At 70.8% G+C, this 11976-nt stretch carries 14 protein-coding genes; all 14 read left to right on the top strand.

The window, feature by feature from the left end; translation table 11 throughout:
• The first annotated feature begins 55 nt into the window (after positions 1–55).
• Positions 56–931 (top strand): type II secretion system protein N, encoded by an 876-nt coding sequence (locus ACR9FL_RS13360; protein WP_436355915.1) that lies wholly within the window; start codon positions 56–58, stop codon positions 929–931.
• Complete coding sequence (gene gspD / locus ACR9FL_RS13355; RefSeq protein WP_436355914.1) at positions 931–3045, top strand: type II secretion system secretin GspD; 2115 nt, start codon at positions 931–933, stop codon at positions 3043–3045. The genes ACR9FL_RS13360 and gspD overlap by 1 nt, the downstream gene beginning before the upstream one ends.
• Positions 3046–3050: 5 nt before the next feature.
• Complete coding sequence (gspE, locus tag ACR9FL_RS13350; protein ID WP_436355913.1) at positions 3051–4547, top strand: type II secretion system ATPase GspE; 1497 nt, start codon at positions 3051–3053, stop codon at positions 4545–4547.
• Entirely contained in the window at positions 4547–5761 is a 1215-nt protein-coding gene (gene gspF, locus ACR9FL_RS13345) for a type II secretion system inner membrane protein GspF (protein WP_436355912.1), read from the top strand. Before gspE ends, gspF begins: the two co-directional genes overlap by 1 nt.
• 140 nt (positions 5762–5901) lie before the next feature.
• The gene (gene gspG / locus ACR9FL_RS13340) at positions 5902–6291 is read left to right on the top strand and encodes a type II secretion system major pseudopilin GspG (RefSeq protein ID WP_436358160.1); all 390 of its coding nucleotides are present in this window, start codon (positions 5902–5904) and stop codon (positions 6289–6291) included.
• A gap of 226 nt (positions 6292–6517) precedes the next feature.
• Entirely contained in the window at positions 6518–6928 is a 411-nt protein-coding gene (locus tag ACR9FL_RS13335; protein WP_436355911.1) for a GspH/FimT family pseudopilin, read from the top strand.
• Complete coding sequence (gene gspI / locus ACR9FL_RS13330; RefSeq protein WP_296177472.1) at positions 6921–7280, top strand: type II secretion system minor pseudopilin GspI; 360 nt, start codon at positions 6921–6923, stop codon at positions 7278–7280. Before ACR9FL_RS13335 ends, gspI begins: the two co-directional genes overlap by 8 nt.
• The gene (gene gspJ / locus ACR9FL_RS13325) at positions 7277–7879 is read left to right on the top strand and encodes a type II secretion system minor pseudopilin GspJ (protein WP_296177474.1); all 603 of its coding nucleotides are present in this window, start codon (positions 7277–7279) and stop codon (positions 7877–7879) included. The genes gspI and gspJ overlap by 4 nt, the downstream gene beginning before the upstream one ends.
• A 26-nt stretch (positions 7880–7905) precedes the next feature.
• Entirely contained in the window at positions 7906–8862 is a 957-nt protein-coding gene (gene gspK, locus ACR9FL_RS13320; RefSeq protein ID WP_296177476.1) for a type II secretion system minor pseudopilin GspK, read from the top strand.
• Positions 8859–9956: a type II secretion system protein GspL gene (gene gspL / locus ACR9FL_RS13315; RefSeq protein WP_436355910.1), complete on the top strand. Its 1098-nt coding sequence runs from the start codon at positions 8859–8861 to the stop codon at positions 9954–9956. The genes gspK and gspL overlap by 4 nt, the downstream gene beginning before the upstream one ends.
• Positions 9956–10432: a type II secretion system protein GspM gene (gene gspM / locus ACR9FL_RS13310; RefSeq protein ID WP_436355909.1), complete on the top strand. Its 477-nt coding sequence runs from the start codon at positions 9956–9958 to the stop codon at positions 10430–10432. The genes gspL and gspM overlap by 1 nt, the downstream gene beginning before the upstream one ends.
• A gap of 98 nt (positions 10433–10530) precedes the next feature.
• Complete coding sequence (locus tag ACR9FL_RS13305) at positions 10531–10983, top strand: response regulator transcription factor (RefSeq protein WP_436355908.1); 453 nt, start codon at positions 10531–10533, stop codon at positions 10981–10983.
• Between the two features lie 113 nt (positions 10984–11096).
• The gene (locus ACR9FL_RS13300; RefSeq protein WP_296177484.1) at positions 11097–11573 is read left to right on the top strand and encodes a hypothetical protein; all 477 of its coding nucleotides are present in this window, start codon (positions 11097–11099) and stop codon (positions 11571–11573) included.
• The gene (locus ACR9FL_RS13295) at positions 11518–11844 is read left to right on the top strand and encodes a hypothetical protein (protein WP_436355907.1); all 327 of its coding nucleotides are present in this window, start codon (positions 11518–11520) and stop codon (positions 11842–11844) included. The genes ACR9FL_RS13300 and ACR9FL_RS13295 overlap by 56 nt, the downstream gene beginning before the upstream one ends.
• Positions 11845–11976: the final 132 nt, after the last annotated feature.

Here is an 11976-nt window from a genome sequence, read left to right as displayed (position 1 = left end):
CTGCTGGAGTAAGCAGCCGGGGTTCCCGTTTTCGGGGGTGTTCGGAGCGTCGGGCGTGATCGCACGGGTCGGGGAATGGGGGCGTCAGGCGCGCACGGCGATCGCCGCGCGGCCGGGGCGGATTCGCGCGGGCGTAGAGATCGCCCTGCTTGCCCTGCTGGCGGTTCAGGCCGGCCGTCTGGCCTGGATCTTCGTCGCGCCCCAGCCCGAGGCGGCGGTCGCCGCCCGCGTCGAGGCCGCCCCCGTGGACGCCTCCATCTTCCAGCGTTTCGACGCCTTCTTCCGCACCGGCGACAAGAGCAGCCTGGCCGAGGCGGCGGGCGCCGACAGCGACGCCTTGCGCCTGTTCGGGGTGCGGGCGGGCGGACCCGACGGCGGCTCGGCCATCATCGGCCTGCCCGACGGACGCCAGGTCTCGGTCGGGGTGGGCGAGACCATTTCGGAGGGCCTGACCCTGGCCTCGGTCGGCGAGGACTTCGTCACCGTATCGCGCGGCGGATCGGTCAGCCGACTGGTCTTCACCGAGACGCCCGCAGGCGCTGCAACCCCGCCTCCGCCGCCCACGACCGCCCAGGTCATGACCCCGACGGGCGCGCCGGCCCCGGTATCGGCTGCGGCCCCCGCCGCCGCGCCAGCGCCCGCTGGCCCGGTCGTTGATCCCCAGAGACTGATGGCCCAGGCCTCGCTGCGTCCGCGCATGGACGGGCTTCGCATCAAGGGCTTCACCCTGGCCGCGCGCGGCGACGGAGCCACGCTGAGGGCGGCGGGCCTTCAATCGGGCGACGTCATCCTGGCCGTTAACGGGGCCGAACTGAACAGTCTGGAACGTCTGTCCGAACTGGGCGGCGAGCTTTCCGGCAGCAGCGCCGCCGAGATCCGCTTCGAGCGGAACGGCCGGGTGCAGACCACCACCATAAGGACCGGCCAGTGATGCGCCTTCACCGCTCTTTCGCCGCCGTCGCCCTGTCGGCCCTGATCGCCGCTCAAGGTCCGCTGCTGGCCTCGCCGGTTATGGCGCAGGACGGCGCGCGCCAGACCCTGAACGTTCAGGGCGCCGACATCCGCGCCTTCATTCAGGACGTGGCGCGGACCACGGGCCGCACCTTCATCGTCGATCCCGCCGTGACGGGAAACGTCACCGTCACCAGCCAGCGGGCGCTGAACCGCACCGAGCTGTTCGAGGTCTTCCTGTCCACCCTGCGCGCCAATGGTCTGGTGGTGACGCCGACCAGTTCCGGCGCCTATCGCATCAGCCCGGCCCAGGGCGCGGCGCAGGGACCGTCCACGGTCGGGTCCGAGCGCTTCTCGACCCAGGTCTTCCAGCTTCGCAACATCGACGCCGCCTCGGCCGCCGAGACCATCCGGCCCCTGGTCGGCGCCCAGGGCCAGGTCCTGGCCAATCCCAGCGGCAACAGCGTCGTGGTCGCCGACTTCGCCGATAACCTGAATCGCATCCGCAGCCTGATCCAGCGCATCGACGTGGACCGGGCCTCGTTCGACGTGGTGACGCTGGAGAACTCCTCCGCAGCCGAGATCGCGGGGGTTCTGTCTCAGGTCCTGGCTCCGCCCGGCGGCCAGCCGGGGCAGGGGATGGTGTCGGTGACGCCGGTGGCCAGCTCCAACTCGGTCATCCTGCGCGGCGACCCCGCCGCCGTGGCCCGCGTGCGGCCTCTGGTCGAGGATCTGGACCGCCGCGCTCGCTCGGCGGACGATGTGAAGGTCGTCTTCCTGCAACACGCCAACGCCGAGCAGTTGTTGCCGGTGCTGCAGCAGATCGTCGGCCAGCCGGTCACGGCGGCCAGCGCCACCGCCACGCCGACCGCTACGCGCGGAACTGCCGAAGCCGCCGCCGCGCCCCAGACCGTCGCCGCTCCGGCTGCGCCGGTCGCGGGCCAGAAGGCCAGCATCGCCCGTTTCCCCGGCGCCAACGCCCTGGTCATCTCGGCCTCGGCGGACACGCAAAGGATGCTGGCCGAGGTCATCCGCCAGCTCGACAGCCGCCGCCAGCAGGTGCTGATCGAGGCCATCGTGGTCGAGCTGGGCGACACCGCCGTGCGCGAGCTGGGGGTCCAATGGCTGCTGGCCGGATCGGACGGCAATCCCATTGGCCTGACCAACTATTCCGACCGCTCGACCCCACTGTTGCCCATCGCGGGCGGGGCCGCCGCCGGTCAGCTCGACAAGGACGATCCCCTGCGCGAGCAGCTTCAGAACCTGGCCCTCAACAGCCTGGTCGGCGCCAACGGCTTCATCGGCGGGGGCGGCGGCCGCATCGGCTCGGACGGCCTGTTCGGCTTCATCATCAATGCGGCCAAGTCGGACGAAGGCTCCAACCTGCTGCAGACCCCGTCGCTGATGACGCTGGACAACGAGGAGGCCACCATCCTGGTCGGGCAGGAGGTGCCGATCACCACCGGCGAGACCCTGCTGGACGGCAACTCCAACCCCTTCCGCACCACCCAGCGTCAGGACATCGGGGTCAAGCTGATCGTCAAGCCGCAGATCAATGCGGGCGGCTCCATCACCCTCTTCCTGCGGCAGGAGGTGTCCAGCATCAATGGCGTCCTGACCAACGGCGCGTCCGATCTGGTGCTGAACAAGCGCGAGCTGGAAACGACCCTGGTGGTGGACGACGGCGAGATCGCCGTTGCCGGGGGCCTGCTGGATCAGAACGACCGCCTGTCGGTCGACAAGGTGCCGGGCCTGGGCGACGTGCCGGTGCTCGGCAACCTGTTCAAGTCCACCAGCCGCCAGCGCGGGCGGACCAATCTGATGGTCTTCATCCGCCCGACCATCATCCGCACCCCGGGCGACGCCCAGCAGTTGAGCGCCGACCGCTGGGGCTATATGCGCGGCGAACAAATCCGATCGCAGCCGGGCGTCGAGCCCAGTCTGGACGAGATGCTGCGCGACTATATGCGCACCCAGGCCCCGGTCGCGCCGCGCGCCATCGACAACCCGGCGCCGGGCGTGGCGGCGCCGGTCGGGGCGGTGACGATCAGCCCGCTGGCCCCCGCCGCCAATGCCGTCTCGCCGCAGGGCTGAGGGCCATGATCACCCTGGTCAATCCGACGCTGCCTTACGGTTTCGCCAAGCGGAACGGCGTCATCCTGCTGGACGCCGGCGACATCGCCGTGGTCGGTTTGCGCGAGGGCGCCGACCCCCTGGCCCTGGTCGAGACGCGGCGGGCGCTGGGTCGGCCCTTGCAGGTTCAGGCCATGGATCAGGCCGAGTTCGACCGCCGCCTGTCCGACGTCTATGCGGGCGACCTGAGCGCCGACGAGCCGATGGAGATGCCGTCGGGTCTCGACGGCCTGATCGAGGACCTGCCCGCCGCCGCCGATCTGCTGGACTCCGCCGACGACGCCCCGGTCATCCGCATGATCAACGGCATCATCGCCGAGGCCGTGCGCGCCGGCGCCTCGGACATCCACCTGGAGCCTTATGAGAGCGCCCTGATCGTGCGGTTGCGCGTCGACGGCGTCCTGCGCGAAGCCTTGAGCCTGAACCCGCGCATCACGCCCCTGCTGGTGTCGCGCATCAAGGTCATGGCCCGGCTGGACATCGCCGAAAAGCGCGTGCCCCAGGACGGGCGCATCCCCTTGGCGCTGGGCGGCAAGACCCTGGACGTGCGCGTCTCGACCCTGCCGTCGCGGGCGGGCGAGCGGGTGGTGCTGCGCATCCTCGACAAGGATCAGGCGGGCCTGTCGCTGGACCAGCTGGGCATGGACGCCGAGGCGCACGAGGCCTTCCGCAGCACCTTGCGCGAACCCAACGGCATCATCCTCGTCACCGGCCCGACCGGCTCGGGCAAGACGACCAGCCTCTATGCGGGCCTCAGCCTGCTGAACGACGCCACCCGCAACATCCTGACGGTCGAGGACCCGGTCGAATACGCCATCGACGGCGTCGGCCAGACCCAGGTCAATCCCAAGGTCGGCATGACCTTCGCGGCGGGCCTGCGCGCCATCCTGCGTCAGGACCCGGACGTGGTCATGGTCGGCGAAATCCGCGACGTGGAGACGGCGAGCGTCGCCGTTCAGGCCTCGCTGACCGGCCATCTGGTCCTGTCCACCGTCCACACCAACGACGCCGCCGGCGCCGTGACGCGCCTGCGCGACATGGGGGTGGAGCCCTTCCTGCTGGCCTCGACCCTGCGGCTGATCGTGGCCCAGCGCCTGGTGCGCCGTCTCTGCGGCGACTGCCGCCAGTCCGAACCCGCCGACGCCGCCACCGCCCGTCTGATCGGCGTCCAGAAGGGCGCGACCGTCTGGCGCGCCCAGGGCTGCGGCGCGTGCAACCACACCGGCTATGTCGGTCGCGTCGGCGTCTATGAGACGCTGAAGATCGACGACAAGGTCCGCCGTCTGATCGCCGCCGAGGCGGACGAAGAGGCCCTGATTGCCGCCGCCTTCCCGCAGGGCGGAACCCTGTCGGATCGGGCGCGCGCTCTGGTTCTGGCGGGCGTGACCTCGGTCGAGGAGGCGGTGCGGGTGACCCGTCAGGAAACGCCCGAAGCCCATCCGCTCCATGAGAGCGCCGCCTGATGCCCGCCTTTGACTACAGCGCCGTGGACGTTTCGGGCCGCACCGTCGCGGGCGTGCTGACCGCGCCGGACGAGGCGGCGGCGAAGACGGCGCTGGCGCGTCGCCGCCTGATGCCCCTGTCGCTCAGCCGCGCCTCGGGCGCCGCTGTCACGACCGACAAGGGCTCGCGCCGCAGCCGCAAGCTGTCCAGCCGCACCCTGGCTCTGACCACGCGCCAGCTGGCCACCCTGATCACCGTCGCCCCCGTCGACGAGGCCCTGCGCACCCTGATGTTGCAGGCCGAACGCCCCGACGTGCGCGCCGTCCTGTCGGGCGTCCACGCGGGCGTGGTCGAAGGCCAGCGCCTGTCGGAAGCCATGGCCCGGCAGGGCGCGGCCTTTCCGCCCCTCTATCGCGCCACCGTGGCGGCGGGCGAGGCGTCGGGCGCGCTCGGCCCCATTCTGGAGCGCCTGGCCGAGGGGCTGGAGCGCGATCAGCAGGTGCGCGGCAAGGTCATCACGGCCCTGGTCTATCCCGCCGTCCTGGCCCTGGTGGCGCTCGGCGTCGTGACGGCCCTGATGGTCTTCGTCGTGCCCAAGGTGGTCGATCAGTTCGACAGCATGAACCAGACCCTGCCCCTGCTGACGCGGGCGGTGATCGGCGTGTCCGACCTGATGCGAAACTGGGGCTGGCTGATCGCCCTGCTCCTCGCGGGCGGCGTCGGCGGCTTCATCGTCGGGATGAGGAGCCCCGCCTTCCGATTGGCGGTGGACCGGCGGCTGCTGCGCCTGCCCGTCGTCGGGCGGCTGACGCGCGACCTGCACGGGGCGCGGATGGCGCGGACCCTGTCGACCATGATCGCGGCGGGCCTGCCGGTGCTGGAGGGCCTGACCATCACGTCCCGCACCGTCTCCAACCGGGCCCTGCGCGCCTCGACCGAGATGATGGCCGACGCCGTGCGCGAGGGCGGGGGTCTGTCCGCCGCCATGCGCCGCGCCGACGTCTTCCCGCCCATCCTGGTGCACATGACCGCGTCGGGCGAGGCCAGCGGTCGGCTGGAGCCGATGATGGAGCGCGCCGCTGACTATCTGGAGCGCGAGTTCAGCGCCTTCACCGCCGTCATGCTCAGCTTCCTCGAGCCCGCGATCATCGTCGTCATGGGCGGCGTGGTCGCCCTGATCGTCCTGTCGATCCTTCTGCCCATCCTTCAGATCAACACCCTGGCGATGGGGTGAAAGAGGCGCCGATGACCCAACCGCAACCCAACCTTTCTGACGACGGCGCCTGCATCTGCGCTCAAGCAGCGAGCGACCGCGTCGCTCGCGGTAGCGCCTCTCAGCGCAAAGCCCGGCGGGGCTTTACGCTCGTGGAATTAATGGTGGTCATCGTCATCATCGGCCTCTTGGCGACGGTGGTGGCGATCAATGTCCTGCCGACCCAGGACAAGGCCATGATCGGCAAGGCCAAGGCCGACATCTCGACCCTGGAACAGGCCATCGAGACCTATCGCCTCGACAATCTGACCTTCCCCGACGCCCAGAGCGGCCTTAACGCCCTGACGTCGCCGCCCGCCGGTCTGGCGCGCCCGGAACGCTATCGCGAGGGCGGCTATATCCGCCGTCTGCCGGAAGATCCCTGGGGCAACGCCTACCAGTACCGCCGCCCGTCCGCCCACGGCGGTCAGTTCGACGTCTTCTCCTTCGGCGCCGACGGCAAGGAAGGGGGCGAGGGCAATGACGCCGACATCGGCAACTGGCAGAACTGAGGCGTCCGCCATCAAGGCCCTCCCCCTCGAGGGGGGGGGGTGGGGTGGGGGTGAGAACAGGCAGGGTCAAAAACGAGGCGCGGGAGGTGTCGCCGCGTCTCATGCGTCGGCGCTTCACACCGCGGAGGGCGCACCCCCATCCCCAACCCTTCCCCCCTCCGCCAACGGGAAGGGGGCAGGCAGGCTTCACCGCTCACGTCCCGGCTTCACCCTGGTCGAGCTGCTGATGGTGGTGGCGATCATGGGGCTGGCCGCCTCGGCCGTCGTGCTGGCCGTGCCCGATCCGCGTCCGCCTGTCGGCGATGAGGCCGAGCGCTTCGCCGCGCGGCTGGTTCGCGCGCGCGAGGAGGCCCTGCTGACCAACCGCGCCGTGGCGGTCGAGGCGACGGCCGAGGGCTACGCCTTTTCCAGTTTTGACGGCGTCCAGTGGTCGCCCCTGACCGACGGCCCCTTCGGCGAGGAGCGCTGGGCCGAGGACACCGCCGCGCGGCCAGAAGGCCAGCCGGCCGAGGCGCCCCTGCGCGTCGTCTTCGACCCGACCGGCGTCGCCGACGCCGCCCGCCTGACCCTGTCACGCGGCCCGCGCGCCGTGACCGTCGCCGTCGATGCGGCGGGCGAGGTGCGGGTCGATGGCTGAGCGCTCGGGTTTCACCTTGATCGAACTGCTGGTCGCCCTGGCGGTCTTCGCGCTGGCGGCGCTCGCCCTGCTGAACCTCGGCGGTGAGAACACCCGCTCGGCGGCGCGCGCCGAGACGCGGACGCTGGGCGGGATCGTGGCCGAGAACCTGGCCGTCGAGGCCATGACGGCGCAGCCTGCGCCTGCGCCCGGCGACAGCGACGGGATGCAGCAACTGGCCGGTCGCGACTGGCGCTGGACCCGTGCGGTCACGGCGACCGACGACCCCGACATCCTGCGCATCGACATCCGCGTCTCCGACGACGAGGGGCAGGCGTCCGAGCGCGTCCTGTTCCGGGCGGTCGGGTCATGAAAGCCCGCGCCGCAGATCGGGCCGGCTTCACCCTGATCGAGGTGATGATCGCCCTGCTGATCTTCGCCCTGCTGGCGGCGGCGGGGGTGCTGGTGCTGAGCCAGAGCATCGACAACCGTTTCGTGGTCAAGGCCGCGACCGACCGCACCGCCGAGCTGCAACGCCTGCGCGCGACCTTGCGCGCCGACCTGGGTCAGGCCGCGCCACGCCGGGTGAGGGCCGCCAACGGCCAGCCCGCCTCCTCGCCCATTCTGGCTGCCGAGGCGCCGGGCGAGCCCCTGCTGGTTCTGGTCCGTGCGGGGTGGAGCAACCCGGACGGGCGCCCGCGCGCCGCCCTGCAAAGGGTCGAATACCGGCTGGTCGAGGACCGGTTGGAACGAAGGGTCTATCCCCATCTGGACGGCTCCCGGCCCGGCCCGCCGCAGGTGCTCTATCAAGGCGTCAGCGCCCCGACCCTGGCCTTCATCAGCGCGGGCGCCGAGACGCCGCGCTTTGTCCCGTCGCCGGATCGGCCCCTGCCCGACGCGGTCCGTCTGGACCTGACGCTGGAGGGCTATGGCCCCGTGCGCCAGTTGTTCGTGGTCGGGGGCGGGCGATGAGGGCGCGACTGAAAGACCGTGAGGGGATGGCCCTGCTGACCGTCCTGCTGCTGGTGGCGGTGATGGCGGCGGTGGCGGTGCTGGTGCTGGACGACATCCGCTTCTCGGTGCGGCGCACCCTGAATGCAGAAACCCAGAGCCAGGCCCAGTGGTATGCGGCGGGGGCAGAGGCCTTGGCGCGGCGCCAGATCAACCGTCTGCGCGACCTCGATCCGGTCAAGACGCCGATCCAGCCGGACTGGAACGGGCGGGTGCTGAACTTCCCCATCGAGGACGGGTCGATCACCGCCCGCCTCAGCGACGGTCAGGCCTGTTTCAACCTGAACAGCGTGGTCGAGGGCCAGCTGGAGGTCTATGTCGCCCGGCCGTTGGGCGTTCAGCAGTTCGTCGCCCTGGGCCGCGCACTGAACCTGCCCGAGGGGCGGATGCGGGCCATCGCCGACGCCCTGACCGACTGGATCGACACCGACACGACCCCGCGCGCCCAAGGGGGCGAGGACGCCGCCTACGCCGGGCAGGCGCAAGCCTATCGCACCGCCGGGACCCTGCTGGCCGAGGTCAGCGAACTGCGCGCCGTGAAGGGCGTGGACGCTGCAACCTACGCCGCCCTGCGGCCCTACCTCTGCGCCCTGCCGACCACGGCCCTGTCGCCGATCAACCCCAACACCCTGACGCCGGAGCAGGCGCCCCTACTGGTCATGCTGGCGGACGGGAAGCTGAGCTTGGCCTCGGCCAAGGCCGCCATCGCCGCGCGACCGGCGAGCGGCTGGAGCGACGCCAACGCCTTCTTGATGCAGGGGCCGATGGCGGGGGTGCAAGTGCCGATCCCGGCGCAGGACCAGCTGACGGTCCTGACCCGTTTCTTCAACCTGCGCGTGGATGTGGAGTTCGGCGGCAGCCGCGCCGTCCGCACCGCCCTGATCGAGCTGCCCCAGGCCGGTCCCGCGCGCACCGTCATCCAACGCTGGACCCTGGACGAATGAGCCGCATCCGACTGATCCTGATCCCGCCCTCGGCGGCCTTGCCGGCCTCCTGCCTGACGCTGGATGCGCAGGGAAACGTTCTGACGCACGGCGTGGTGGAACTGGGCGGACCGGCGCCCGAGCCGATGCGGACCGTGGCGGTGGCGCCCGGTGCTGACGTCCTGATCCGTTGGCTGGACCTGCCGACGGGCAGTCCGGCTCAGGTCGCGGCGGCGGCGCTGCACCATCTACGCGACGACCTGGCCGCGCCCGCTGACCGGTTGAGTGCGGCGCTCGGTCCGGTCGCAGCGGCGGGCGAGCGGCGGCTGGTCGCCGTGGTCGGGCGCGGCCTGTTGCAGGCCTGGGGCGACTATCTGTCGAGCCTTGGCCTGAAGGCCGACGTCATGATCCCCGACAGCCTGATCCTGCCGGAACCGGCCGAGGAGGGCGCCTTGAGCGTGGCCGTCCTCGGCGCCGACCTGGCCCTGCGCGGGCGCGAACTGGCGCTCAGCCTCCAGCCCGATCTGGCCGAGGCCGTGGCCGCCGGGCGCGTGCTGGAGCGCATCGGCCGCGCCGATGAGATAGAGCGCCTGCTGGCCGCCGCCGCCCTCAACCCGCCGATCAACCTGCTGGCCGGGGCGGGGCGCCGCGTCGAGGCGGACCGGCGCGGTTGGAAGCGGGCCGGGGCGCTGGCGGCGGCCCTGATCGTCTCGCCGCTGATCCTGACCCTGGCCGCCGCCGGGCATGACGAGTGGCGCGCGCGCGACGCCGCGCATCGCGCCGAGACCGCCGCGCGTCGGGCCTTCCCCGACATCGGACCGAACGCCGACGCGGTAGCCGAGGCGACGCGCCGCCTGACCACGGCCCCGCCGCCGGGCGGCGTCACGGCCGCCGCCGCTGCTCTGTTCGCCACCGTCGAGAGCGTCGAGGGCGCCGAACTGGACAGTCTGACCGCCGACGACGGCGGGGTGCGCGCCACCGTCACCTACGCCGCCTATCAGGACCTCGACGCCCTGCAGCAGGCCATGGCGGCGCGGGGCATGAGCCTGACCGACGAAAGCACGGTGGACGACCAGGGCAAGGTCGTTTCGGAAGTCCGCGTGGGAGGCGCCTGATGAACCGGATGATCCAGTCGATCGGCCTGTGGTGGGACGGGCGTTCGGTGCGCGAGCAGAGGATGCTGGCGGTCATGGGACTGCTGATCGCCGCCGTCCTGATCTGGCTGCTGATCGTGCGGCCCGCCTTCGCCTGGCGCGCGGCGGCGGCGGAACGCCGGGTCGAGGCGACGGCCAGCCTGACCCGCATCGAGAGCGGGCTGGCGGCGCGGACGCCGACCAAGGCCGGGGCGCCCATGCCCCTGGCCGAGGTCGAACAGGCGGCGCGCAGCGCGGCCGAGGCGGCGGGGCTGAACGTCACCCTGTCGGTGGACGAGGCAGGCGGCATCGGCTTCGACGCGCCTGGCGTGACCTCTGCGGCCCTGTTCGGTTGGTTGTCGGCTCTGAAGACTGAGTATGGCGTGGACGTCGCGGATGTGACGGTGATCGAGAACGCCGATGCGACCCTGGACGCGACCGGCGCCCTGGGCGGCTAGGTCGTGATCTCGCTTACGCGGTATCAGCGATACATTTTACGGTCTGGACGTAACCGGGGCGGATTCGTTAACGCTGAGCCGTGGCGAAGGATTCTTCAGTGTCGAGGTTGACCCAACGTGAGCTGGAAGTGGTCCAGCTGGCGGGCTTGCGCCTGGGCGACAAGGAGATTGCGCAGCGGCTCGACCTGTCGCCGCGCACGGTCCAGAACCACCTGCATCGCGCCTATGAAAAGCTGGGCGTGTCCGACCGTCTGCAGGCCGCACGCCGCCTGAGTGAAAACTACTCAGGGGAAATACTCCCCCTATCCGACACCGCTCCGATTGAGCCAGTTGCGGCTGTCTCCGCAGCGTCTTCGCCGATGCTCGAGAGCGGGACGCGACGTTCGCTCTATGACCGATATGTCGCGTTGGACGGCTGGCGCCGACCCAGGAAGCTGGGGGGCTCCCTGCTGTGGCTGATCCTGGCCTGGTCTCTGGCCTGGCTGATCATCGCCGCGGTCGGCGCCAGCCTCGCCAACCCCGTGCTCGAACTGATCGAAAGCCTGCGGTGACTTCGGACTTCACCGGGGTAATCGATGATGACAGGTCAATGAGCAAACGCCCGGAACGGGTCGTCGGCGCCGCCCAGGGCGGAACCGGCCGACGCGCGGGCTGATTTCGAACCATGCACCCCGTTCAGATCGCACTCATCCTCGCCAACCTCATCGCCTTTGCCCTGCTGTTGTGGCGCGGCGAGACGGTTGATCGACTGGCCGTGGTCGCCCTCACGGCGGCCCAGGTCCTGTCGGTCCTGGTTCTGGGATGGGACATCGACGGCTTTCGGGTCGGGGTGATGCTGGTGGATGTGGCCCTGTTCGGCGCGCTGTGGGCGTTGGCGGAACATGGTCGTCGCTGGTGGCTGGTCGCCTGCGCCGGATTTCAGCTGATCATCGTGTTCAGCCATCTGGCTCCCTTTTTCGCTCACGAGCGGCTGGGATGGGCGGCGGTCACCTTGCAATGGGTCGCCTGGACCTTCGTCAGCCTGACGGCCTTCGTCGGGATCTGGGAAGCCTGGGCCGCCCGACGCTTCGCCCAGGAGGGGCGTGATGGCGCAGCAATGGACCATGGAAGCGGCGCGCGCGCTGCTGCATCAGTGGAATAGCCGCAAGGTCGAAAGCGCGGTCCGCGTTGGCGGGCTGACGGTCGATCTGGGCGAGCTGGAGCACTGGCTGCTGGATCAGAAGCCGACCTCGCTGGCCGAGGCGGAACGTCTGCTGGAACTGGTCGCGGCGCACGAAGCCGGGGCGGCGAGCGACCTCGGCGGCCTGTGCCGGGTGGGCGGCGCGGTGCGCAACGACGTCCATCCTCACCGTAGCCGGGTCGAGGTCAGCTTTGCGCCCCAGGCCTCCGGTCCCCTGGCGGGGCGGGCCTGAAAGTCATCGTGTGCTGACGAAAAGTCACCGATTGCTGACCTGAGGTAAGGCTTTCAACGGCCGAAACCGACTGCTAGAGCGCGGCTTCTGTCCGCGACAAAGGCCGTGCGCCGTCGCTCCGCAAAGCGGTTT

Origin of the sequence: Brevundimonas sp. CEF1 (assembly GCF_051353055.1) — a bacterium.
Classification (GTDB): Bacteria; Pseudomonadota; Alphaproteobacteria; order Caulobacterales; family Caulobacteraceae; genus Brevundimonas.
Note: the sequence above shows the minus strand (reverse complement) of the source record. Positions and strands in the feature narration are given on the sequence as shown.